This window comes from Streptomyces sp. NPDC044571 (assembly GCF_040647115.1).
Classification (GTDB): Bacteria; Actinomycetota; Actinomycetes; order Streptomycetales; family Streptomycetaceae; genus Streptomyces.
On the sequence record NZ_JBEZBN010000001.1, the window covers coordinates 83,570 to 107,278 of the forward strand.

Annotated in this window: 23 protein-coding genes; 4 read left to right on the top strand and 19 right to left on the bottom strand. The window is 72.1% G+C overall.

Translation table 11 applies throughout. The features are described from left to right. Positions 1-30: 30 nt before the first annotated feature. From AB0B01_RS00305 to ggt, 3 genes are all read right to left on the bottom strand, one after another. On the bottom strand, positions 31-417 hold the full coding sequence (locus tag AB0B01_RS00305; protein WP_361711454.1) for a PPOX class F420-dependent oxidoreductase: 387 nt from the start codon (positions 415-417) through the stop codon (positions 31-33). Then, on the bottom strand, positions 414-647 hold the full coding sequence (locus AB0B01_RS00310; RefSeq protein WP_361711455.1) for a hypothetical protein: 234 nt from the start codon (positions 645-647) through the stop codon (positions 414-416). Before AB0B01_RS00310 ends, AB0B01_RS00305 begins: the two co-directional genes overlap by 4 nt. A gap of 137 nt (positions 648-784) precedes the next feature. Continuing rightward, entirely contained in the window at positions 785-2,590 is a 1,806-nt protein-coding gene (gene ggt / locus AB0B01_RS00315) for a gamma-glutamyltransferase (protein ID WP_361711457.1), read from the bottom strand. A gap of 114 nt (positions 2,591-2,704) precedes the next feature. Here ggt and AB0B01_RS00320 point away from each other — a divergent pair, with 114 nt between their 5' ends. Then, positions 2,705-3,430 carry a hypothetical protein gene (locus tag AB0B01_RS00320; protein ID WP_361711458.1) on the top strand — a complete coding sequence of 242 codons (726 nt, stop codon included), beginning with the start codon at positions 2,705-2,707 and terminating at the stop codon, positions 3,428-3,430. Here AB0B01_RS00320 and AB0B01_RS00325 read toward each other — a convergent pair. From AB0B01_RS00325 to AB0B01_RS00350, 6 genes are all read right to left on the bottom strand, one after another. Then, positions 3,390-4,661 (bottom strand): cytochrome P450, encoded by a 1,272-nt coding sequence (locus tag AB0B01_RS00325; protein WP_361711460.1) that lies wholly within the window; start codon positions 4,659-4,661, stop codon positions 3,390-3,392. The genes AB0B01_RS00320 and AB0B01_RS00325 overlap by 41 nt on opposite strands. A gap of 44 nt (positions 4,662-4,705) precedes the next feature. Then, on the bottom strand, positions 4,706-5,215 hold the full coding sequence (locus tag AB0B01_RS00330; RefSeq protein WP_361711462.1) for a hypothetical protein: 510 nt from the start codon (positions 5,213-5,215) through the stop codon (positions 4,706-4,708). Then, entirely contained in the window at positions 5,212-6,657 is a 1,446-nt protein-coding gene (locus tag AB0B01_RS00335; protein ID WP_361711464.1) for an ATP-binding protein, read from the bottom strand. Before AB0B01_RS00335 ends, AB0B01_RS00330 begins: the two co-directional genes overlap by 4 nt. Beyond that, positions 6,654-7,337, bottom strand: coding sequence for a response regulator transcription factor (locus AB0B01_RS00340; protein WP_361711466.1), 684 nt, complete (start codon positions 7,335-7,337; stop codon positions 6,654-6,656). The genes AB0B01_RS00335 and AB0B01_RS00340 overlap by 4 nt, the downstream gene beginning before the upstream one ends. A gap of 33 nt (positions 7,338-7,370) precedes the next feature. Then, positions 7,371-8,972 (bottom strand): murein biosynthesis integral membrane protein MurJ, encoded by a 1,602-nt coding sequence (murJ, locus tag AB0B01_RS00345; protein ID WP_361711727.1) that lies wholly within the window; start codon positions 8,970-8,972, stop codon positions 7,371-7,373. Positions 8,973-9,046: 74 nt separating this feature from the next. Next, positions 9,047-10,156 carry a peptidoglycan bridge formation glycyltransferase FemA/FemB family protein gene (locus tag AB0B01_RS00350; protein WP_361711467.1) on the bottom strand — a complete coding sequence of 370 codons (1,110 nt, stop codon included), beginning with the start codon at positions 10,154-10,156 and terminating at the stop codon, positions 9,047-9,049. Between the two features lie 315 nt (positions 10,157-10,471). Between AB0B01_RS00350 and AB0B01_RS00355 the strand changes: the two genes are divergently transcribed. After that, positions 10,472-11,674: an Ig-like domain-containing protein gene (locus AB0B01_RS00355; RefSeq protein WP_361711729.1), complete on the top strand. Its 1,203-nt coding sequence runs from the start codon at positions 10,472-10,474 to the stop codon at positions 11,672-11,674. A gap of 119 nt (positions 11,675-11,793) precedes the next feature. Beyond that, complete coding sequence (locus AB0B01_RS00360) at positions 11,794-13,383, top strand: CocE/NonD family hydrolase (protein ID WP_361711469.1); 1,590 nt, start codon at positions 11,794-11,796, stop codon at positions 13,381-13,383. A gap of 143 nt (positions 13,384-13,526) precedes the next feature. On the opposite strand, the gene AB0B01_RS00365 is transcribed toward AB0B01_RS00360, so the two are convergent. From AB0B01_RS00365 to AB0B01_RS00405, 9 genes are all read right to left on the bottom strand, one after another. After that, positions 13,527-14,270 carry an amino acid ABC transporter ATP-binding protein gene (locus AB0B01_RS00365; RefSeq protein WP_361711471.1) on the bottom strand — a complete coding sequence of 248 codons (744 nt, stop codon included), beginning with the start codon at positions 14,268-14,270 and terminating at the stop codon, positions 13,527-13,529. A gap of 247 nt (positions 14,271-14,517) precedes the next feature. Continuing rightward, positions 14,518-14,958: a DUF6278 family protein gene (locus AB0B01_RS00370; protein WP_361711473.1), complete on the bottom strand. Its 441-nt coding sequence runs from the start codon at positions 14,956-14,958 to the stop codon at positions 14,518-14,520. 87 nt (positions 14,959-15,045) lie between these two features. Continuing rightward, positions 15,046-15,831 carry an exodeoxyribonuclease III gene (locus tag AB0B01_RS00375; RefSeq protein WP_361711475.1) on the bottom strand — a complete coding sequence of 262 codons (786 nt, stop codon included), beginning with the start codon at positions 15,829-15,831 and terminating at the stop codon, positions 15,046-15,048. A 35-nt stretch (positions 15,832-15,866) separates the two neighbouring features. Then, a complete protein-coding gene (locus tag AB0B01_RS00380; protein WP_361711477.1) occupies positions 15,867-16,499 on the bottom strand; it encodes an MBL fold metallo-hydrolase in 633 nt (210 codons plus the stop codon). 54 nt (positions 16,500-16,553) lie between these two features. Next, positions 16,554-17,147, bottom strand: a complete 594-nt coding sequence (locus tag AB0B01_RS00385; protein WP_361711479.1) for a hypothetical protein — start codon at positions 17,145-17,147, stop codon at positions 16,554-16,556. Beyond that, the gene (locus tag AB0B01_RS00390; RefSeq protein WP_361711481.1) at positions 17,144-18,310 is read right to left on the bottom strand and encodes an ROK family glucokinase; all 1,167 of its coding nucleotides are present in this window, start codon (positions 18,308-18,310) and stop codon (positions 17,144-17,146) included. The genes AB0B01_RS00385 and AB0B01_RS00390 overlap by 4 nt, the downstream gene beginning before the upstream one ends. Then, positions 18,307-19,146, bottom strand: a complete 840-nt coding sequence (locus tag AB0B01_RS00395; protein ID WP_361711483.1) for an ATP-binding cassette domain-containing protein — start codon at positions 19,144-19,146, stop codon at positions 18,307-18,309. Before AB0B01_RS00395 ends, AB0B01_RS00390 begins: the two co-directional genes overlap by 4 nt. Beyond that, positions 19,143-20,177 (bottom strand): ABC transporter permease, encoded by a 1,035-nt coding sequence (locus tag AB0B01_RS00400; RefSeq protein ID WP_361711484.1) that lies wholly within the window; start codon positions 20,175-20,177, stop codon positions 19,143-19,145. The genes AB0B01_RS00395 and AB0B01_RS00400 overlap by 4 nt, the downstream gene beginning before the upstream one ends. Continuing rightward, a complete protein-coding gene (locus AB0B01_RS00405; RefSeq protein WP_361711485.1) occupies positions 20,174-21,163 on the bottom strand; it encodes a sugar ABC transporter substrate-binding protein in 990 nt (329 codons plus the stop codon). The genes AB0B01_RS00400 and AB0B01_RS00405 overlap by 4 nt, the downstream gene beginning before the upstream one ends. A 263-nt stretch (positions 21,164-21,426) precedes the next feature. Between AB0B01_RS00405 and AB0B01_RS00410 the strand changes: the two genes are divergently transcribed. Further along, on the top strand, positions 21,427-22,431 hold the full coding sequence (locus AB0B01_RS00410; RefSeq protein ID WP_361711487.1) for a Gfo/Idh/MocA family oxidoreductase: 1,005 nt from the start codon (positions 21,427-21,429) through the stop codon (positions 22,429-22,431). Between the two features lie 33 nt (positions 22,432-22,464). On the opposite strand, the gene AB0B01_RS00415 is transcribed toward AB0B01_RS00410, so the two are convergent. After that, positions 22,465-23,670, bottom strand: coding sequence for a cytochrome P450 (locus tag AB0B01_RS00415; protein WP_361711489.1), 1,206 nt, complete (start codon positions 23,668-23,670; stop codon positions 22,465-22,467). Positions 23,671-23,709 lie beyond the last annotated feature (39 nt).

Here is a 23,709-nt window from a genome sequence, read left to right on the forward strand (position 1 = left end):
CACCCGTGTTACGGGCGGGCTACGGGAGTCTCAAAGCTTGAGGGCGACCGCGATCCCGGTGTGCGGCCGCTTGCCCCGCCGGGCCACCGCCGCGGGCAGGTCCACCGCCCAGAACTGCCAGGTGTACTTCCGCGCCATCAGCGCGCGCACCCGCTTCAGCCCGGCCTCGTCCAGCAGCCGCGCCTCCCCCTCCAGGACGCGGGCCCCCTGCGGCACCCGCCCCCGTACGTCGCACGCGCTCACCGTGACCCGCCCGTTGTTGCGGATCCGCTTCACCTTCCACGAATCGCTGCGCGTCCAGACGTACAGCTCGTCACCGTCGGCCACCGCCCACACCGGCGTGGCCACCGCCGTGCCGTCCTTGCGGAAGGTGGTGAGGCTGACGTACTTGCCGCGGTTCAGCTCCTCAAGGGTCATGCTCCGACTGTACGGGGCCGCCCTCCCCCCAGGTCGTCCGGCCGGTGCTGCGGCCCGGAGCCGGGGGTGGCCGGCGACGAGGCCCGGGTGGCGGAGGATCCGCCGCTCGGGGCCGATGTGGTCGGGGCCCGGCCCTCGGGCGCGGCGCGGGCCGCGAGCAGCAGAGCGGCCGCGAGGAGGGCGCCGAGGAGGGCGAGGCCCAGGCGCTGGGGTGCGTTCGTGGCTGACACGCCTTCACGCTTGCCCCGCCCGACGCCGCTCCCACACCCCCGGTTGGGCCGTTCAGCCGCCGGTTCCGCCCGAACGCCGGGCCGGCCGGGCCCGGGGACACGGATGCGTGCCCCGGGCCGTGGGCTTCGAGCCGGCCCTACGGCCTGCCGTGCGGGTGGACCACCATCGCCGAGCCGCCGCCGCGGCGGCTGGTTTCGGCGGCGGCCAGCCAGCGCCCGTCCGGGAGCCGCTGGACGCCGGTGGCGGCGCCGATCTCCGGATTCTGCCGAAAGCCCTGCCCCAGTGCCTCCAGTTCGGTGCGGACCGGGCTGTTCCACAGGCCCGGTTCCAGTTCGGTGGTGGTCTGGTTGCGCTGGCTGGCGCGGGGCGCGGCGATGGCGTCGACCAGCGGCAGGCCCCGGTCCAAGTGGCCGATCAGGGTCTGCAGGACGGTGGTGATGATGGTGGCGCCGCCCGGGGAGCCCACGGCGAGCAGAGGGCGTCCGTGCTGCAGGACGATGGTCGGGGACATGGACGAACGGGGCCGCTTGCCGGGTCCGGGCAGGTTCGGGTCGGGGACGCCGGGCGCCGCCGGGGCGAAGGAGAAGTCGGTCAGCTCGTTGTTGAGGAGGAAGCCGCGTCCCGGGACGGTGATGGCGCTGCCGCCGGTGGACTCGATGGTCAGGGTGTAGGAGACCACGTTGCCCCAGCGGTCGGCGACCGTCAGGTGCGTGGTGTTCTCCCCCTCGTAGGTGGTGGGGGCGGCCTGGCCGGTGCCGCCGCACGGCACCGGGTGGCGCGGGTCGCCCGGGGCCAGGGGACTGGTCAGTGCCTTGTCCGGGGTGATGAGGCAGCCGCGGGTGTCCGCGTACCGCTGGGAGAGCAGTTCGCGCGTGGGCACCCGTTCGAAGGCCGGGTCGCCGACCCAGCGGCCGCGGTCGGCGAAGGAGATCCGCGAGGCCTCGATGAAGCGGTGCAGGTACTGCGCCTCGGAGAGGGAGCCGAGGTCGGTGTGCTCCAGGATGTTGAGGGCCTCGCCGACGGTGGTGCCTCCGGAGGAGGAGGGCGCCATGCTGTAGACGTCCAGCCCGTGGTAGCTCACCTGGGTCGGGTCCTGCCGCTTGGTCGCGTACGCGCGCAGGTCCCCGGTGGTCAGGTCGCCGGGCCGGACGATCCGGGTGGCGGCCGGGTCCACGGGAGGCTTGCGGACGGCGCGGACGATGTCCCCGGCGAGCGGGCCCCGGTAGAGCGCGCCGGTGCCCTTGCGGCCGAGTTCGGCGTACGTGTCCGCCAGGTCGGGGTTCTTGAAGGTGGAACCGACCACCGGCAGGGCGCCGCCCGGCAGGAAGAGCTTCCGGGTGTCGGGGAAGTCCTTGAAGCGGTCCTGGTTGAGCTCCGTCTGGGCGCGGAAGGTGGCGTCCACGGTGAAGCCGTCGCGGGCCAGTTTCTCGGCGGGCTTGAGGAGTTGGGACAGCGGGCGGGTGCCCCAGGCGTCCAGGGCGCTCTTCCAGGTGGCGGGGGTACCGGGTACGCCGACTCCGCGGCCGCTGGTCTGGCCCTCGGCGAAGGGGATGGGGACGCCGTTCTCCTGGAAGAGGCCGGCGGTGGCCGTGGCGGGCGCGGTCTCACGGCCGTCGATGGTCTGCACGCTGCGGGACTTCGCGTCGTAGTAGACGAGGTAGCCGCCGCCTCCGATGCCGGCGGAGTACGGCTCGGTGACGCCGAGGGCGGCCGCCGTCGCGACGGCGGCGTCGACCGCGTTCCCGCCGGCGCGCAGGACGGCGATCCCGGCCGCGGAGGCATCGGCGTCGACGCTGGCGACGGCTCCTCCGTACCCCGCGGCGACGGGGACCTTGGCGGGCGCGGCGCCCGCCGCCGGTGACGGCGGAGCCGCGGCGCCGGTGGACACCAGGGCTCCGGCAAGGGCGAGGAGCGTTAACTGACGTGTGGCGGAACGACGCATCCGTACCTCCAGTCGACGGCCTGTCGGACCCCACCGGACAGGCCTGGAGGCGGCACTGTAACTTCACCGCACCCTCCGCGTCAGGAACACGTCGTGCGGGCTAGCATCCCGCGCATGAACGACGACGTGCGCAACATCGTGCTCGGGGTGGTGGCCACCGCGATCAGCGGCGGTTTCGGCTGGTTCTCCCGGACTTATCTGTGGCGCCGTACGCTGCGCCGCAAGCAGGCCTTCTTCGGACTGCCGACCGGCTCGGACTGCCTGTTCGTGGTCAACCGGCAGATGGGCGGCACCGAGGGGTCGGTGCACCGCAACGACGCCTTCGCGCTGCTGGAGATATCCGCCCTGATCAAGGACTGCGGGGCCAATCTGCAGATCGTCTCCCACGACTCGGTCCGCCAGGGCTTCGGGGAGCGCGCCGAGTTCTGTGTCGGAGGGCCCGTCTCCAACGCCCGGACGGCCGCCCACCTGGCCTCCATGCTGCCGGGCGTACAGGTCGACGTCTCCCGCGAGCCGGGCCCCGACCGCGGTGCCATCCGGGTCGGCGGGGAGGCGTACCGCTGGCAGAAGGGTCAGGTCGACCATGTGCTGCTGGCGCGGCTGACGACCGGGGCGGGGAGCCGGCCGGTGTTCCTGATCTCCGGGCAGACCGCGATCAGCAACCAGGCGGGCGCCCGGTTCCTGGCCCGTCACCACAAGGACCTGGCGCGCCGCTACGGCAGGGACTCCTTCTGCGTGGTGCTGAAGGTGAACAACTCCGATGCCTACGGCCCGGACGTGGTCGAGCTGCTGGCGGACGTCACCCGGCAGGCCCGGACACCCGCAGCGGCAGCCGCGTGATCCCGTTGATGAAGTTCGAGACCAGCCGACGCGGCGGACCGGCGAGCTCGGGGGCGGGCATGGCGGCGAGCCACTCCTCGTAGAGCACCCGCAGCTGGAGCCGGGCGAAGTGCGCGCCGAGGCAGACGTGCGGCCCGTCCCCGAAGGAGACGTGCGGGTTGGGCGTCCGGCCGAGGTCGAGGCGGCCGGGGTCGGGAAAGACGCGCTCGTCGTGGTTGGCGGAGGCGTGGAAGACCACCACCTTGTCGCCGGCGCGGATCGGCTGCCCGGCCAGTTCGGTGTCGGCGGCGGCCGTGCGGCGGAAGCTGAGCACCGGCGGGTGGACGCGCAGCAGTTCCTCCACGGCCCGTTCCACCGGGGCGCGGCGGCCGGCCAGTTCGCGGTACGCGGCGGGATGGCGGGCGAGGGCGAGGAGGGCGCCGGGGGCGGCGCTGCGCACGGTGTCGTTGCCCGCGACGGTGAGCAGGAAGAAGAACATCTCCAGCTCGGCCGGTTCCAGTCCGGCGCCGGCGAGGGCGGTCATCACGTCGTCGCCCGGGTGGGTCCGCTTGTGCGCGGCGAGTTCGCGGGCGTACCCGAACATCTCGCCCAGCAGTGCGGGCGCACGCGGGTTGAGCGGTTTGCCGTCCGGTCCGAGCACGGGCGCGGGGGCGTCCTCGGGATCCTGGTAGCCGATGATCCGTACGGTCCACTCCAGCAGCAGGGCGCGGTCGGCGGCCGGGACGCCCAGCAGGTCGGTGAGGTTGAGCAGCGCGTACTCGTCGGTGACGGAGGCGACCACGTCGACGGCGCCGTCCTCGGCCCGGTCCCGGGCGCCGGCGAGCAGCGTACGGGCCCGCTCGCGAACCCGGTCCGCGAAGGCGTCGACCCGAGCTGGGGTGAAGGCGCGGGAGACCAGCCGGCGCAGCCGCCCGTGGTCGCCGGCGTTCCCGGCCGGGTCCTGGTTGAGCATGGTGCGCCGCAGGAAGGGCAGGTCGGCCGGGTCGGGGTCGCGGATCTGGGTGGCGCCGAGCCATGAGGAGTACGTGGCGTGGTCGCGCAGCACCCGGACCACGTCGGCGTGCCGGGTCACCGCCCAGAAGCCGGGCCCCGCGGGCCAGCCGAGGACCTCGGGCTCCTCCTGCCAGGCCACCGGGTGGTGCTCGCGCAGCAGCCGGTAGCGCTCGTACGGGATGCCCTCGGCGTAGAGGCGGGGGTCGAAGACGTCGGGGACGTCCGCGGCGGGGTCCATGGGGCCACGGTGGCGGGAGCACCGGCCGTCCCGCAAGGGTGCGGTCAGCGGCCGAGGTCGCAGCGGGCGGGTTCGAGATCCGTGTCCGGGCCGCGCAGGACCACCTGGTACCGCGGTTCGGTGGAGGCCACCGTGCACACCAGCTGGCGGCGGGCCGTCTCGGACAGGCCGCCGACCTTGAACGGCAGCCCGACCTGGACGGTGTCCGGCGACACGACGCTCGTGCCGGCGCTGGCGCCCTGTTTCCTGATGTCCAGTGCGGGCAGCCGGGTCTCCAGGCCCGCGGCCCGCTCCTGTTCGGTGGGGCCGATCAGCAGCCTCAGGAGGACGGCGCTCGTCGACGCCGCGGGCTGCTCCGTCTCGGGAACGGGGGCGAGCCGCCCGTCGGACGTCACGAAGTACACCGTCCCCTTGGTGCCGGGGCCGGGTACGACGACCTTCGCCGCGGCTCCGCTCTCGATGACCCCGGTGGGCTTGATCCCGCAGCCGGTGAGCAGCGGCGCACCCAGCAGCAGGGTGGCGGTGGCGGCCGCTGCCGTCCGGACCCGGGTCATGCGTCGGCCTCCAGAGGCATGTCGAGCGTGAACACGGCTCCCCCGGCCGGCCCGTTGGCGGCGCGCAGGGTGCCGCCGTGCAGCCGGACGTTCTCCAGGGTGATGGCGAGGCCGAGGCCGCTGCCCGCGGAGCGGGTGCGGGCGGCGTCGGCCTTGAAGAACCGGTCGAAGATGTGGGGCAGCACCTCGGGGGCGATGCCGGGCCCGCTGTCGGCGACGTCGATCAGCAGCCGGGGGCCGCCGGGCCGGGGTTCGGAGCGCACGGTGACGAAGACGGGGGCGCCGCCGTGCCGGAGGGCGTTGCCGACGAGGTTGGCGAGGACGACGTCGAAGCGGCGCGGGTCGAGCCGGGCGCGGACCTGCGAGGGCAGGTCGGTGACCACCCGCTGGTCGTCCCAGTGGCGGCGTTCGAGGGTCTTGCGCACGGCCTCGGCAACGTCCACGTCGTCGAGGTTGAGCTCGGCCGCGCGGGCGTCGAAGCGGGAGATCTCCATGAGGTCCTCGACGAGGACGGCGAGCTTGCCGGTCTCGGCGCTGACCAGCCGCAGGGCGGCGGCCGTGTCGGGATCGAGGCGCTCGGCGTCCTCGTCCAGGACCTCGGTGACGGCGAGCATCCCGGAGAGCGGGGTGCGCAGTTCGTGGGAGACGTCGGAGGCGAAGCGGCGGGCCCGGGTCTCGGCCTCCCGCAGTTCGTTCACCGACTGTTCGAGGGCGCGGGCGGTCTCGTTGAAGGTGCGGGCGAGTCCGGCGAGCTCGTCGGCGCCGCGGACCTCGATCCGGGTGTCGAGGCGGCCGCGGCCGAGGCGCTGGGCGGCGCGGCGCATGTCCCGGACGGGGCGCAGCACGCTGCGCGCGGCGAGCAGGGCGGGGACGACGGCGATGGCCAGGCCGGGGACGGCGCCGCGTTTGGCGGCTTCGACCATGGCCTCGACCGTCTTGCCCTCGGTGGCCAGGGGCATCGTCACGAAGACGACCAGGCCGGTGGGCTCCCGGAGGTCGTTGTGGAGCCAGACGGCCGGCATGCCGACGGCGAGGTACGGGCTGCCGGAGGCGTCGGTCACCCGCTGGAAGGCGCCGTGCGGATGGGCCGTCACCTGGCGGCGGAGCTGCTCGGTGACCACGGTGGAGGTGGGCGCGCTGGTGTTGGAGGCCCGCAGGGCGCCGTACTCGCCGAAGACGCTCCACGGATGCGGTTTGCCCCTTTTGCCCAGCTCGTTGACGATGCGCTGGAGCTGCGCCTGGTCCAGCGGCAGCTGGAGGGGCTGGGTCTCGATCTGGTCGCGCAGGGCACTGACCGCGGTGTCCTGGCTCTGCTTGAGGACCGCGGTGCGGGCCTGCTGGTAGGTCAGGGTGGCCGTGGTCACCGCGCTGATCGCGGCGACCAGCAGGAAGGCCGCGATCAGCCGGGTGCGCAGCCCGAGCGGCGCTATCCGCCGCCTCACAGCGGACCGAAGCGGTAGCCGAAGCCGCGCACCGTCTGGATGTAGCGGGGCGCGCCGGCGGGGTCCTCGACCTTGGTGCGCAGGCGGCGTACGCAGGCGTCCACGAGCCGGGCGTCGGCGTGGTAGCTGTGGTCCCACACGCATTCGAGGAGCTGCTGGCGGGAGAAGACCTGCTCGGGCGAGGCGGAGAGGTGCAGCAGGAGCTTGATCTCGCTGGGGGCGAGGGGAACGCGTTCGCCGTTCTTGGCGACGGTCAGCCCGGCGCGGTCGATGGCGAGCTCTCCGTGGAACTCGATCTCGGGGCGGCTGCCCGCCGGGGCGCCGAGACGGCGCAGCACGGCCTTGATGCGGGCCTCGATGACCTCGGTGCGGGCGGGCTTGACGATGTAGTCGTCGGCGCCGGCCTCCAGGCCGACGACTATGTCGAAGTCGTCGCCTCGGGCGGTCAGCATGATGATCGGGAGCTGGCTGGTCTCGCGGATGCGGCGGCAGACCTGCACGCCGTTCATCCCGGGCAGCATGAGGTCGAGCAGCACCAGCTCGGGCAGGAAGCTCCCCATGAGCGCGAGGCCCGCCTCGCCGGTCTCGGCGGCGCTCACCTCGTGGCCGCGGCGGCGCAGGCCCAGGCCCACTCCTTCCCTGATGGAAGGGTCGTCCTCGATCAGCAGTACGCGTGGCATCCGGTCATTGTCCAAGGTGGTTCGGGGCTCCTGCTAGCGGCCGGTCTTCCGCCGCAGGGAGTCCAGCAGGTCGGTGATCTCCGTGAGGCGCAGCGGCCCGGCGAGGAGGACGACGACGAGCGCGATGGCCGCGGTTCCCGCGCCGACCGCGGCGAAGTCGCCGAAGCCGTCGGCGGCCCGGGCGGCCGCGTACCCGGCGGCGGCGCCCGGCAGACAGGCGGTCAGCAGCCGCAGGTGGGTGCGGACCGCGGTGGTGCGCCGCTCGGTGCGGGTTCCGGTGCGCGGACCGAGCCGCCGGGCGAGGGTGTACGCGGTCACCGCGAGGCCCGCGAACAGCGCGACGGAGTAGGCGCCGGCCATGCCGGTGACCGCCCAGCGGGGCGGCAGCCAGAGGTAGGCGGAGGCCGACAGCGCGGCCCACAGGCCGGCGATGACCAGGTTCAGGAAGAACGGGGTCCGGGTGTCGGAGAGGGCGTAGAAGGCGCGCGCGAGGACGTACTGCCCGGAGAAGGCGATCAGCCCGGGGGCGAAGGCCACGAGCATGCCGGCCATGACCTCGACGTCGGCGGCTCCGGTGCGCCCGTAGCCGAAGACGCTGCCCATGACCCAGGGGGCGAGCGCGGCGAACAGCGCGGCGGCGGGGACGACGAGGGCGGCGCTGGAGCGCAGCGCGTACGACACGTCGCGGCGGACTGCGGCGAGGTCGCCCTCGGCCGCCGCCGAACTCATCCGGGGCATCAGGGCGGTGACGAGGGAGACGGTGATGATGCCCTGCGGGACGACCCACAGCTGGTAGGCGTTGCTGTAGGCGGTGTACCCGGCGCCGCCCGCGAGGCCGGCCTCCACGGCGTGCCGTCCGGTGGCGGTGGAGAGCCGGGTGACGACCCAGTACGCGATCTGGTTGGTGAGGACCAGCATGACCAGCCAGCTCGCGTTGCGCAGCGGGCGGGCGAGGCCCTGGCCGCGCCAGTCGAAGCGGGGGCGCCAGCGGAAGCGGGCGGCGCGCAGGGAGGGGACCAGGGCGAGGGCCTGGACGACGATGCCGGCGGTGGTGCCGAGGCCGAGGAGCCTGGTCTCGCCGGCCGTCAGGCCTTCCGCCGCGCCGTGGGAGACGGAGAGGAACAGCCCGAACACGCCGATGATCACGAGGTTGTTGAGGACGGGGGTCCACATCATCGCGCCGAACCGCCCGCGCGCGTTCAGCACTTGGCCGAGCAGGGTGAACAGCCCGTAGAAGAGTATCTGGGGGAGGCAGTACCGGGCCAGGGCCACGGTGGTGCTCGCCTGGGGCCCGGTGTACGGGGTGTACGCCGAGACGATCAGCGGCGCCGCGAGGACGGCGACGGCGGTGAGGACCAGGAGCGCGGCGGTGCAGGCGGTCAGCAGCCGGTCGGTGTAGGCGGCTCCGCCGTCCTCGTGCTCCTTGGCGGCCCGGACCAGCTCGGGGACGAAGACGGCGTTGAGCGCGCCCCCGATGAGCAGCATGTACAGGATGTTCGGGACGGTGTTGGAGACGGCGTAACCGTCGCCGAGCAGCCCGGTGCCGAGCGCGGCCACGACGACGGCGGAGCGGACGAAGCCGGTGGCGCGGGAGACGATCGAGCCGGCCGCCATGAGCGCGCCGCTGCGCAGCACCGAGGACTTCGCCGGTGCCGGGCGGGCCGCTCCGTCGGCGGACGGGCCGGGGGCCGTTCTGGTGTCCGTGGTGGTCACCGGCGGGCCAGGTAGGCCTGGAAGGCCTTGTACAGCGCCGCGTTGCCGTATCCGTCCATCGGGGTCTCCCACTCGCCGAGCGTTTCGACGACCTGCCCGCCGGTGCCGAGCTTCCAGCGCAGCAGCCCGAAAGAACGTTCGTCGGGGTCAAGGGTGGAGGGTACCCCGCGCATGTCGTATTCGTCCGCTCCGAGGGCATGTGCGTCCTGCATCATGCGCCACTGCAGGGCGTTGCTGGGGCGGACTTCGCGGCGGTGGTCGGCGGAGGCGCCGGTCTGGTACCAGACGCGCTTCCCGGCCACGATCATGGTGTGCGCGGCCAGGACCTCGCCCTGGTGCGTGCCCAGGTAGAGGCGCATCCGGCCGGGTGCCTCGGCGTTGAGGGCCTCGTACTGCTGCTGGTAGTACGCGAGCGAGCGGCCGAGCCGGAAGCCGTCGCGCTCCTCGGTGATGCGCAGCAGCCGGTAGAACTCGGGAAGGTCGGCGGCGGTGCCGAGGACCGTCTCCACACCCGACTTCTCGGCCTTGCGCACATTGCGCCGCCATTCCTGGTTGAGGCCGGACCACAGCTCGTCGAGGGAACGGCCGGCGAGCGGCACGCGGAAGACGTGGCGCGGCTGGGCGTCACCGTCGTCCTCGCCGCCGCAGCGTTTCCAGCCGCGGGTGCGCAGCCGGTCGGCGAGGGCCGCGCCGACCGGGTCGACCTCGGTGGCGAGCACGTCGGACATCTGCCGGCCTGGCCCGGTGGCGGACTTGACGGTGGCCGCGTCCCAGCGGCGGTAGGCGGGCGCGGGGCCGATCCGGACGGCGAAGGCACCGGCCGCGCGCAGGTGGCGTTTGAGGGGCTCCAGCCACCGGTCGATGTGGGGGTCGGACCAGTCGGCTACGGGACCCTCGGGGAGATAGGCGAAGTATTTGCGGGTGCCGGGGAATTGGCGGAGGAGAACCAGTCCGGCACCGGCTATTTCCCCGTCCGGGTAGTGCCATCCGACCCTTTCCGAGCGCCAGAGGTCCTTTACCTCGGCCCAGGACGGGTACTGGAGAAAGCTCGCGTTCCGGTTCTGCGAAAGGAAGCGCCGGTATTCGGCGACGGACAGCGGACGCACACTCAGCTCCCGGTCCGGGGACGAGTGTCGCTGGGCGGGTGTCACGAGCAGTGCACACACGGCTGATCGGCCTTCCTGTACGTCCGGGGAAGCGGGTGCACAGGACTCTCACAGGCGCCCGTGACCGATGTGCGCGGCGATTGTGACCGGACGATGACCGTTTCGCTGCGGTCCACGTCACAACCGAAAGTCGGATCTTTTCAGCTGATTGCGCAACCTACAGTCGTGCCGTTCGCATCTCCTTTTGCGCACGGTCATCACTTGGAGGGGTTTTCGTTGAGCCGCACACGCCGCACCGCACGCAGTCGCCACGCCATGCTGGCCGGGACCGCACTCATGGCCGCCGCGCTGACCGCCTGCGGGGGCGGCTCGGGCGGCAGTGGGAGCGGGGGCGGGTCCGGCAAGGCGGAGATGAAGAAGAAGCCGGACATGGCGATATCCGTGAACCTCACGGGCGATCAGGCCAAGCCCGGCGAGCCGGTGAAGGTGACCCTCGCCGAGGGCAAGCTGTCCCTGGTGAAGGTGTCCGACGGCAAGGGCGGCGAACTGCCCGGCAAGATAGCCGATGACGGCAGGACGTGGACCTCCGAGCGCAATGCCTCGCCGGGCACGGACTACAAGGTCGAGGCGCAGAACACCGACAGCCAGAGCGCGAGCGCCCAGTTCAAGACGGCCGCCGCGGACAAGGTGAACAAGGTGACGATCAACCCGGGCAAGGCCACGCCGGTGGTGGGCATCGCCCAGCCGATCTCGATCGTCTTCGACAACCCGGTGAAGAACAAGGCCGAGGTCGAGAAGCACCTGAAGGTCACCACCTCGAACAACACAGAGGGCTCCTGGGGCTGGTTCAAGGACTACACCGGCAACGACCGGGTGGACTGGCGGCCGAAGGAGTACTGGAAGTCCGGCACCGACGTCAAGGTCGAGATGAACCTCAACGGGGTGGACTCGGGCCAGGGCGGCGGCATGTTCGTCAAGGACTACGACACCGAGTTCAAGATCGGCAAGGACCGGCGCCTGCAGGTCGACCTCGACACCCGTCAGATGACGGTGACCGAGGACGGCCAAGCGGTGAAGACCATCCCGGTCTCGGCGGGCACGCCCGGCGGCAAGAAGGCCTCCTGGTCCGGGAAGATGGTGCTGATGACCAAGGAGGGCACCATCCGGATGGACTCCCAGACGGTGGGCCTGGGCGACTCCTACGACAAGATGGTCGACTACTCGATGCGGGTGACCTGGTCGGGCATGTACATCCACGCCGCTCCGTGGAACGCCGGCAACTTCGGCCGGGCCAACGTCAGCTCCGGTTGCGTGGGGATGAGCGACTCCGACGCGAAGGCCCTCTTCGCCCAGGCCCAGGTCGGTGACCTGGTCGAGGTCACCGGGGACGGCTCCAAGGGCAAGGCCGACCTCGGCAACGGCTACGGCGAGTGGAACCTGACCTGGGACGAGTGGAAGGCGAAGAGCGCCCTCGCCGGGAACGGTGGCGGCAGCGGCACCACGTCCCAGAACGGCTGATCCGCGCCCTTGACGATCAGCCAATCGTTACCAGCGCGTAACTTACCGATGGGTTACCTCCGGTAACGCACCCCGGTTACCGCCGGGTCACTTTGACACCGGCGCACCGGGAGCGATTGATGGTCCCCACCACCAGCACCGCGGCTGCCGTGGCAGTCGTCTTGGCGGCAACAGCCCTGGGCCTGGCCCCCCACCAGGCCCAGGCGGCGCCCGCAGCCACCGTCACGGCCTCCGCCGACACCTCGTCGGGGCCGTCCTTCCACGACATCCCCGGCTCCGGCGGCATCACCCTCAAGGGCAACGTCTTCACCCCCGCCGGCGCCCAGGCCGGCCGGACGTACCCGCTGATCGTGCTCCCCACCAGCTGGGGCATGCCGCAGATCGAATACCTCGCCCAGGCCAAGGAGCTCGCCGACGAGGGCTACGTGGTGGTCAGTTACACCTCCCGGGGCTTCTGGCTCTCCGGCGGCCAGATCGAGGTGGCCGGCCCGCCGGACATCGCGGACGTCTCGGCCGTCATCGACTGGGCCCTGGCCCACACCCCCGCCGACGCCGGCCGCATCGGCGTGGGCGGGGTCTCGTACGGCGCGGGCATCAGCCTGCTCGCCTCCGCGCACGACCCCCGGATCAAGGCCGTGGTCGCGCTCAGCGGCTGGGCCGACCTCATCGAGTCCATCTACTCGGGCCGCACCCAGCACCTCCAGGCCGCCGGGATGCTCGGCGCCGCCGGATACCTCACCGGCCGCCCCGGCCCCGAACTCCAGCAGGTCCTCGGCGACTTCCTCGGCTCCCGGCTCGACCGGGAGCAGCAGATGATCGAGTGGGGCCGCAAGCGCTCGGCCGCCGCGCAGCTGGACCGGATCAACGCCAACGGGGCCGCGATCATGCTGGGCAACGCATGGGGCGACACCATCTTCCCGCCCAACCAGTACGCCTCCTTCTTCGAGAAGCTGACCGGGCCCAAGCGGCTGGAGTTCCGCCCCGGCGACCACGCCACCGCCGAGGGCACCGGCCTGCTCGGCCTGCCCAACGACACCTGGACCAACGCCCACCGGTGGTTCGACCGCTACCTCAAGGGCGCGCGCAACGGCGTCGACACCGAAGCCCCGGTGCAGATCAAATCCCGCAGCAGCGAAGGCTACGAGGGGTACGCCGACTGGAAGTCGGTCGGCTCCGGCGGCAGCGAGAAGCTCGCGCTCTCCGACAGCGAGCACGTCTTCGCCAACGTGGACTCCGGCGCCGACGGCGGGATCCTCTTCCTCTCCAGCATCCTCGACCAGTTCGCCCAGGCTCCCCCGGTCGCCTCGATCCCGCTGCTGCCCCGCGCGTTCGCCGCCGTCTGGCAGTCGGAGCGCCACGCCACCGAACGCCGCATCCGCGGCACGGTGAAGCTCCACACCACCGTCACCCCCACCAAGGCGGACGGCACCTTCGTCGCCTACCTGTACGACGTCGGCCCGCTCGGCATCGGCAAGCTGGTCAGCAACGCCCCGTACACCTTCCACGACAAGGCGCCCGGCCAGGCCTTCGGCGTGGACGTGGAGCTGTTCTCGACCGCCTACGACGTCCCCGCGGGCCACCGGCTCGCCCTCGTCGTCGACACCGTCGACCCCCTCTACATCGAGCACAACCCCACCGGCGCGCAGCTGACCTTCTCCTCGCCGCGCACCGATCCCTCGTACGTCTCGGTACCTCTGCGCGAGAAGTGATCTGCGGCTGCTGCCGGGCGGGGCGGCTCTTCGGAGCTACTGGCGTGCGCCCGGCAGCACCGTTCCGGGTTCGGCCGCGGCGACCCCGACCGCCCCGGCCTTCAGGCTGCGCCGCCGGGCGGGCGCGCTCATCGGCCGCCCCCTCAGTGCTTGAGGATCTTGGAGAGGAAGTCCTTGGCCCGGTCGCTCTCGGGAGCGGTGAAGAAGGCCTCCGGGGTGCGGTCCTCGACGATCCTCCCGTCGGCCATGAACACCACGCGGTTGGCGGCGGAACGGGCGAAGCCCATCTCGTGGGTCACCACGACCATGGTCATGCCCTCGGCGGCCAGCTGCTGCATGACCTCCAGCACCTCGTTGATCATCTCCGGGTCGAGGGCGGAGGTGGGTTCGTCGAACAGGAGCGCCTTGGGGTTCATGGCCAGGGCGCGGGCGATGGCGACGCGCTGCTGCTGCCCGCCGGAGAGCTGGGCGGGGTACTTCGGCGCCTGGTCGGCGAGCCCGACGCGCTCCAGCAGCTCCTGGGAGCGCTCGTCCGCCTCCTCCTTCTTCCGTTTCCGGACCTTGGTCTGCGCGAGCGAGACGTTGGCGAGGACGGTCTTGTGCGCGAAGAGGTTGAAGGACTGGAAGACCATGCCGACGTCGGCGCGCAGTGCGGCCAGCTCCTTGCCCTCGGCCGGCAGCGGCCGGCCTTCCAGGGTGATGGTGCCGGATTCGACGGGCTCCAGCCCGTTGATGGCCCGGCACAGGGTGGACTTGCCCGAACCGGACGGGCCGATGATCACCACCACCTCCCCGCGGCCGACGGTGAGGTTGATGTCCTGGAGGACGTGGAGGTCCCCGAAGTGCTTGTTGACGTCCCGCAGCTCGATCAACGGCTCGACGGCCATACGCTGCCCTGCCCACGTGTCGGTGTCTCAAGGTCAGCGCAAACTATCCAGCCGGAGAAAGGCACTTCGCCTCGACACGCCTGAAGACGGCATAAAGCCCACGTGGTGATGAAACATCCCGGTGGGCCCCGGCTCCGGCGGCTGTGTACCCTCCCGGTACACGTCAACACCGGTGGACATCGTCCGCGCCGACCGCTTCGCCCTGCCCGCGCACCGGGACGGTGCGCCGGCCTGAGGGGGGCGGGGGTCAGGCCTCGGAGGCTTCGGCGTAGGCCTGGGAGAGTTCGGGTGAGCCCGTCATCGCCCAGGAGACTCCCCACTCCACCACGTTCAGCTCGCGGCCCGAGGCCAGCCGGATCACCGGCTGGCCGTTCGGCCACACCTGCCAGCAGGCGCCCGGCCGGGAGCGGATGATCACGGTTCCGAGGTAGAAGCCCGCGTCGTTGCCGAGCCAGGGGACGAGCTCGGGATCACGCCGCCAGCGCGGCATCAGCTGGTCCAGGGCCTCCAATGAGCGCGGGCTCTCGTCGAGTTCGAGCCCCGCCGCCCGAGCCTGGACGCGCAGCATCTCGCATTCCGAGAACAACTCGGTGATGCCCTCGGGGTCGTCGGCGAGGGCGGCTGCGAGTCCGGTACCCCGTTCCGTTCCACGCCGGTTCAGCCAGTTGTCCAGGAAAGGGATGTTCATGCCACCCAGCCTGGCACCAGGACTCCCCGCTGGCCACAGGGCGCGCGGACCCTTCTTCCGCCGGCTCCCGCCGCCGGCGCGCACCCCTCAGGCGCCCAGCTCCAGGTCCACGACGACCGGGGCGTGGTCGGAGGCACCCTTGCCCTTGCGCTCCTCGCGGTCGACGTAGGCGTCGGTGACGGCCTTGCCGAAGGCCTCGTTCCCGTAGACCAGGTCGATGCGCATGCCCCGGTTCTTCGGGAAGGCGAGCTGGCGGTAGTCCCAGTACGTGTACGGGCGGTCGTACTTGAGGGGGCGCGGCACCACGTCGGCCAGTCCGGCGGCGCGCAGGGTCTCCAGGGCGGCCCGCTCGGCGGGGGTGACGTGGGTGAGGCCCTCGAAGACCGCCGGGTCGAAGACGTCCTCGTCGGTCGGTGCGATGTTGAAGTCGCCGAGCACGGCGAACGGGCGCGGACCGGCCGCGTCTTCGGCGACCACCTCGGCCAGGCAGCGCAGCCATTCCAGCTTGTAGCCGTAGTGGTCGTGCGCGACCTCGCGGCCGTTCGGCACGTACACCGACCACAGGCGGACGCCGCCGCAGGTGGCGGAGATCGCGCGGGGCTCCTCGACGCCCTCGTAGCCCGGGCCGCCCAGCAGCCCGGGGACCACGTCCTCCAGGCCGACCCGGGAGATCAGGGCCACCCCGTTCCACCGGCCGGTGGCGTTGACGGCCGACTCGTAGCCCAGCTCGCGGAGCGCGTCGTGCGGGAACTGCTCGGCGGAGCACTTGGTCTCCTGGACGCACAGGACATCCGTGCCGGAGCTCTCCAGCCAGGCCAGCAGCCGGGGCAGCCGGGCGGTGATCGAGTTGACGTTGAACGTGGCGATACGCATGCCGACCAACCTACCGCCCGGCACCGACAGCGGGCTCAGAGGTCGGTGGCGTCCCCGGCGGCCAGGCGACCGTGGTCGGTGCCGCCCAGCAGGTCCAGGGCCCGGTCGTAGATCGGCCGGGCGATGTCGGCGAGGTAGGCGTCGTGGATGTCGACGGCCCGGCGCGGCTTGACCTCGCGGAGGTAGTCGATCACCTCGGAGACCTTGTTCCAGGGGGCGTGCACCGGCAGCATCAGGGTCTCGACGGGCACGTCGGGCACGGTGAGCGCGTCGCCGGGGTGGAAGAGGGAGGCGTCCACGAGGTAGCCGACATTGGTGACCCGCGGCATGTCCGGGTGGATCACGGCGTGCAGCTCGCCGTGGACCTGGACGTCGAAGCCCGCGGCGGTGAAGGCGTCCCCGTGGCCGACGGTGTGCACCCGGCCCGGATAGGCCGGGGCCAGCTGCTCCGCGACGCTGCGCAGGGTCCACAGTGCGGCGGCCGGGTTCGCGTCGAGGGCCGCCCGCAGCCGGCCCTCGTCGAAGTGGTCGGGATGCTCGTGCGTGACGAGCAGGGCGTCCGCCCCGAGCCCGGCGTCGGGCTCGCTGAAGGCGCCCGGGTCGATGACGAGCACGCGCCCGTCCTTCTCCAGTTGGACACAGGAGTGCAGCCGCTTGGTGAGCTTCATGATCCCAGGCTAGGCCGTGACGGGGAGCTGAGGGCCCTTGCCGGCCGTGCGGGCTTACGGGGTCGCCGTGGAGACCACGTAGACCCGCGGCTTCTGCGGGTCGGTGAGGTCGACGGTGACGTCCCGGGTGGGGCGCGGGTCCGGCTGCTCCAGGGTGATGCCGTACCAGGCGTTCCGCGGTCCCCAGCTCCAGCCCGCGACCTCGGCGTCGTGGGCGCCGATCGACACGCCGCGGGTGAGCGCCCCGCGGTCGGTGCCGACGTCGGCGAGGAAGGTGTCCAGGTCGGCGGGGGTGAGCGCGAACTGCACGTACAGGCGGCTGGTGCGCCAGTTGTTGGTCTCCAGGAAGCCCACCCGCCAGGCCTTCGGCGGGATCGGCACCTCGTAGATGCTGCGCTGCACCTTGGAGGGCCAGCCCGGGCGGACCTTGGCCGCGCCGACCTTGGCGGCCTTGTCCCGGCCGCTCTCGCGGCTCTGCTGGGCCGAGACGGCGAGGTAGCCCGCGGGCACGCCGACGAGCAGCAGGATGATGATCGCGGTGATCCAGCGGCGCCGGACCACGTGCCTGCGGTCTTCTGCGGGGGTCTGCGGCGTACCGCCCCCCTCGGGAGCGGGGGCCTGGCGGGGCAGGGCGGGGGGCGGGGTCACTGCTGGTCCTGGTGGTCGGGGTCCGGGGAGGCGGGGGCCTCGCGCCGGCCGAGCTGCGCGTAGCGCTCGTAGCGCTCGACGCGCCGGCGCGTGGCGCGGCGGAAGCGCCGGGCGACGAGCCGGGCGAGGTCGGCCGCGCCGACCATACCCGCCTCGGGGCCGAGCTGGGCCTTGGCGATCCGGGCCTCGGGCCGGTAGCCGCGGCCGGTGAGGTGGCGCCGGAAGGCCTCCCGGGCGGGGCCGATCAGCAGGTCGTCGGCTGCGCTGACGCCGCCGCCGATCACGAAGCAGGACGGGTCGAGGGCGGCGGCGAGGTTGGCGATGCCGACCCCGAGCCACTGGCCGATGTCCTGGAGGAGCTCGACGCACATGGCGTCGCCCTCGCGGGCCAGCTCGGTGATGAGCGGCCCGGTGATCTCCTGGACGTTCCCCCCGACCCTGGCGATGATGTTGTACGCGACCGGGGAGTCGGCCGCGGCCAGCTCACGGGCCTCGCGCACCAGTGCGTTCCCGGAGCTGTACTGCTCCCAGCAGCCGCGGTTGCCGCAGGGGCAGCGGTGGCCGCCGGGGACGACCTGCATGTGGCCGAACTCGCCGGCCACCCCGTAGCGGCCGCGCTTGACCTGGCCACCCTCCAGGATGGCGCCGCCGATGCCGGTGCCCAGGGTGATCATGACGAGGTGGTCCTCGCCGCGGCCGGCGCCGAAGCGCCATTCGGCCCAGGCGGCGGTGTTGGCATCGTTGTCGACCATGACCGGGACGGCGAGGCGGGACTGGAGGGCGTCGCGCAGCGGCTCGTCGCGCCAGGCCAGGTGGGGGGCGAACAGGACGCGGGAGCGGTCGGCGTCGACCCAGCCGGCCGCGCCGATGCCCACGGCGTGGACGTCGTGCCGGTCGGAGAGGTCGAGCACCAGCTCGACGATGGTGTCCTCGACGACCTTGGGGCTCTTGGACTTGTCGGGGGTCTCGGTGCGGATCTTCTCCAGGATGACCCCGTCGGCGTCGACGACGCCGGCCATCACCTTCGTGCCGCCGATGTCGATGCCGACGGTCGGGACGCGCGGGGCGGTCAGGTGCGAGCGGCGCTCACGGGTCCCGATGGTCCGCAGGACGGTGCCTCGCGCAGACCGGTGGGTGAGCGTGAAGTCCCGGTACGTGCTCATCGAGTCGTGTCGTCCCTCGGGGTGCGGTGGGTGGGGCCGGATGCGCGGTCAGGACCTGATTCTGCCACCCGCTCCAGTTCGTGGCTCAGCTCCTCCAGCTCGGAGCCGCCCGCCATCTGCCGGGTGAGCTCGTCCAGGCTGATGGAGTCGCGGGTGTGGCTGCCCGCCATCGCACCGCGCTTGAGCAGCACGAAGCGGTTCCCGACCAGGTAGGCGTGGTGCGGGTTGTGGGTGATGAGGACCACGCCGAGACCCGCGTCGCGGGCGGCGGCTACGTACTTGAGGACCACGCCCGACTGCTTCACGCCGAGGGCGGCGGTGGGCTCGTCGAGGACGAGGACCTTCGCCCCGAAATAGACGGCGCGGGCGATGGCCACGCACTGGCGCTCGCCGCCGGACAGGGTCCCGATGGGCTGGTCGACGTCGCGCAGGTCGATGCCCATGCGCAGCAGTTCGGAGCGGGTGGTCTCGCGCATGAACTCCGCGTCGAGGCGGCGGAAGGGGCCGCGGCCCCGGGTGGGCTCGGAGCCCAGGAAGAAGTTCCGCCAGACCGGCATGAGCGGGACGACCGCGAGGTCCTGGTAGACGGTCGCGATGCCGCGGTCGAGGGCGGCGCGCGGGTTGGCGAGGGCGGTCTCCTCCCCCTCGATCTCGAAGGTGCCGGCGTCGTGCTGGTGCAGGCCGGCGATGATCTTGATGAGGGTGGACTTGCCCGCGCCGTTGTCCCCGAGGACGCAGGTGATCTCTCCGGCCGAGACCTCCAGGGAGACGCCCTGGAGCGCACGGATGTTGCCGTAGTACTTGCTGACGCCGGTCAGCTTCACCAGGGCCGTCACTTGGTGGCCTCCGCCCGCTTGCGCACCCACGCGTTGAGCAGTGTCGCCAGCAGGAGCATCCCGCCGAGGAAGAACTTGAACCAGTCGGGGTTCCACTGCGCGTACACGATGCCGTTGCTGGTCATGCCGAAGATGAAGGCGCCGACGGCCGAGCCGATGGCCGAGCCGTAGCCGCCGGTCATCAGGCAGCCGCCGATGACGGCCGCGATGATGTAGAGGAACTCGTTGCCGACGCCCTCGCCCGACTGGACGACGTCGAACGAGAAGAGGATGTGCTGGCCGGAGATCCAGGCGCACAGGGCGACGCCCATGTAGAGGCCGATCCGGGTCTTGACGACCGGGACGCCCGTCGCGCGGGCCGCGTCCGCCCCGCCGCCGACCGCGAAGATCCAGTTTCCGGCGCGGGTGCGCAGCAGGATCCAGGTGGCGACGGCGACCAGGGCCAGCCACCACAGGATGGTGACCTTCAAGGTGACCGAGCCGATGTTCCACTGCGAGGCGAACAGCGCGCGGGCGGAGGAGAAACCCTCCATGTCCGCGATGGTCTTGGTGGAGACGGAGCCGCTGATCAGCTTGGTGAAGCCGAGGTTGAGGCCGGTCAGCATCAGGAAGGTGCCGAGGGTGATGATGAAGCTGGGCAGCTTCGTACGGGTCAGCATGAACCCGTTGAAGAAGCCGAGGGCCAGCGTGACCAGCAGGGACACCCCGACGCCCACCCACACGTTGGCGGTCATCTGGTAGCTGAACATCGAGCTGACCAGCGCCGACGTGGTGACCATGACGCCGGCGGAGAGGTCGAACTCGCCGCCGATCATCAGCAGGGCCACCGGGACCGCCATGATCCCGATGGTGGAGGCCGAGTACAGGACCGTGCTCAGGCTGGCGGCCCGCAGGAAGCTGTCCGCGGCGAAGCAGAAGAAGACGAAGACCGCGGCGGCGCCGACCACCGCGCCCAGCTCGGGCCGGCCCAGCAGGCGGCGCACCAGCGAGGTGGGGGCGAGGCGCTCGTCGGCGAGGGCGGGCGCGCTCATCGGCTGCCCCGCTTGATGAACTCCTCCAGCTTTGCCGATTCCGCGGCGGTGACGATCTGGGGTCCGGTGAGCACCGGACGGCCGCCGCCGAGCACGTCCGCGTTGTAGCGATAGAGCCAGAGCAGGTCGATGGCCTCGTACCCCTGGAGGTAGGGCTGCTGGTCGACGGCGAAGCCGAGCACGCCCGACTTCAGGTCGCGGGCGACGGCCTCGTTGAGGTCGAAGGTGTCCACCTCGGCCTTGCTGCCCGCCGCGTCCTTGGCCTTGACGGCGGTGGGGGCGAAGGGGGCGCCGAGGGTGACGATGGCGTCGACCGACGGGTCGGCCTGGAGCTTCGCCTGGACGGCCGCCTGGACGGAGGGCATGTTGGTGCCCTCGACGTACAGGTTCTCCATGACCCCGCCGGACCCGGCGAACGTCTTCTTCGCCCCGGCGCAGCGCTGCTCGTGCCCCACGTTGCCCTGCTCGTGCAGGACGCAGACGGCCTTCTTGCGGCCCCGCTTGGTCAGCTCGGTGCCGACCGCCTCGCCGGCGATCTCCTCGTCCTGGCCGATGTGGGTGAGGGCGCCGTACGCGGCCGACTGGGCGGAGCCGGAGTTGACGGTGACCACGGGGATGCCGGCCTTGACCGCCTTGGCGATGACGTCCTTGAGCGCCTCGGGCTTGGCCAGGCTGACCACGATCCCGTCGACCTTCTGGTCGATGGCGTTCTGCACGAACTGGGCCTGCTGCTGTGCCTGGTCGTCGTGGGAGTAGACGAAGTTGATGTTGTCCTTGGCCGCGGCCTCCTTGGCGCCCTTCTGGACGATGTCCCAGAAGGTGTCGCCATCGCCCGCGTGGGTGACCATCGCGAAGGTCCAGCGCGGGGTGGAGACGGCGGGCCGGCCCGCCGCAGCGGCCTTCGCCCGGTCCTCGGCGCGCTTGCCGCCCGTGCTGCTGCAGCCCACGAGGGAGGCTCCCAGTACCGTCGCGAGCACGGCGCCCACGACGCGTACCCCTGTCCCAACCCTAGCCACGTCTGCGTGCCCTTCCCTCGTCCTGCGGTGTCTGCCTGCTGCGGTCGACTGCTGCGCTCGGCTACTGCGGTCGGCTGCCGCCAAAGCGGTCATTCCGGTTCCAGCCGCTCAGTATCCGCCACAGTGGACCATGTGAGGTCATCGGGGGCTTCCCGGCGATCCGGGCCAACCGTGACGTCGTCGGCCCCGCCCGGCAGATTGACAGCTCCCGCCGAGCGGGTCACGTTGAGTTCATGCGCATCGGGCTGATCGGAACGGGCCGTATCGGCTCCTTCCACGCGGCGGCACTGGCCCGCCAGCCGGACGCCGGCTCCCTGCTGCTCGCCGACGCGGATCCGGCGCGGGCGGTACGGGTCGCCGACCGGCTGGGCGCCACCGCCGCCCCTTCCGTGGAACAGGTCTTCACCTGGGGTGTGGACGCGCTGGTCGTGGCCTGCGCCACCGACGGGCACGCGGAGCTGGTGGTCCGGGCGGTGCGCGGCGGGCTGCCGGTGTTCTGCGAGAAGCCGCTGGCCACGGACCTGGCCCGGACCCTGGCGGTGCTCCGCGAGGTGGAATCCGCGCACGGGGTGCTGCAGGTGGGATTCATGCGCCGCTTCGACGCGGGCTACCGCACCGCCCGGGAGCTGGTGCGCTCCGGGGTGCTGGGGAGGCTGCACACCGTACGGACGATGACCGCGGATCCCGCGCCGCCGCCCGCCGCGTACCTGGCGACGTCCGGGGGCCTGTACCGGGACTGCCTGGTGCACGACTTCGACATGGTCCGCTGGGTGACCGGGCACGAGGTGGCCGAGGTGTACGCCACCGGTTCGGACGCCGGCCCGGCGCGCTTCCGGGAGCTGGGCGACGTGGACACGGCCGCGGCCCTGCTGGCCCTGGACGACGGCACCCTGGCCACGTGCACCGGGACGCGGTGCAACGGGGCCGGGTACGACGTGCGGATGGAGCTCGCCGGGGAGCTCGACCAGGTCTCGGCCGGGCTGGACGACCGGACGCCGATCGCCTCCACCGAACCGCACGGCCCGCCGCCCGCGAGCAAGCCCTGGACGGGGTTCCTGGAGCGGTTCGGCCCCGCCTACGAGGCGGAGCTGGCGGCCTTCGTCCACCTCGTGCGCGGGGAGGGCACCAATGCGTGCGACGGCCGGGAGGCGCTGGCCGCGCTGCGGATCGCGGAGGCGTGCGAGCTGTCGCGGCGGGAGGGGCGCCGGGTCCGGATGGCGGAGTTGCCGGACCTGTGAGGCCTGCCTGTCGTTCCTGGCCACCGGATACGGCTACCAGCGCACCGGCAGCCGGGTCACGCCTCTGATCAGGCTGCCCCCGATCCAGCTCGACGAATCCGCGAACGGCTCCCCCGACAGGTCCTCGGCCAGGTCCGGGAAACGCTCCAGCAGGCCGCGGATCGCGATGCGGCCCTCCATCCGGGCGAGCGGGGCGCCGATGCAGAAGTGCAGTCCGTGCCCGAAGGCGAGGTGGCCCTGCGGGGCCCGCCGGATGTCGAAGGTGTCGGGGCTTTCGTACCGGCCGGGGTCGCGGTCCGCGCCGGCCAGCGACACGAGGACGGTGGCCCCGGCCGGGATGGCGGTGCCGCCGAGCTCCATGGCCTCGCGGGCGTAGCGGTAGGTGGTGTTCTGCACCGGGCCGTCGTAGCGGAGCATCTCCTCGACGGCGCCGTCGAGGAGGCCTTCGTAGTCGGCGCGCAGGGCGGCCAGCTGGTCCGGGTGGGCCAGCAGGGCGCGGGTGCCGTTGGAGATCAGGTTGACGGTGGTCTCGTGGCCCGCGATCAGCAGCAGGAAGGCCATCCCGATCAGCTCGGCGGAGGACAGCGCGTCGCCGTCCTCGTCCCTGGTCCGGATGAGGGCGCTGAGCAGGTCCTCGCCGGGCTCCTTGGCCTTGTTCTCGACGAGCTCGGCGAGGTAGTCGCTGAGCTTCTGGTGCGCCTTGGTGCTCGGCGTGACGGAGGTGGGCGCGAGGACCTCTTTGGACCAGTGACTGAAGCGCTCGCGGTCCAGGTCGGGGACGCCCAGGAGTTCCCCGATGACGGTCATGGGCAGCGGGAAGGCCAGGGCCTTGATCAGGTCGGCGGTGCGCTGCGGGCGCGCGGCCATCGCGTCGAGGAGTTCGTCGGTGATCTGCTGGACGCGCGGGCGCATGGCCTGCACGCGGCGGGCGGTGAACTCGCGGGCGACCAGGCGGCGCAGGCGGGTGTGCTGCGGCGGGTCGGTCTCCAGCATGTTGCTGTTGGCCACGGTGGTCGCGACGCCCGGCAGGACCCCGCTGCCGGCCCAGTTCTTCGACAGGCCGGGGTGGTTGAGGGCCCGGCGGGCCTCCTCGTAGCCGACGACCAGGAAGGTGGGCGTGTACTCGGCGGCCGTGACCTCGACCTGGTGTACCGGTCCGTCGGCGCGCAGCCGGGCGTAGAAGGGGTAGGGGTCGGCGTGGAAGTGCGCGTCGTTCACGCTGATGTCCGGCTGTGGCATGCAGCTACATTACGGCGGCGGTTCCGTGCTGGACCCGGC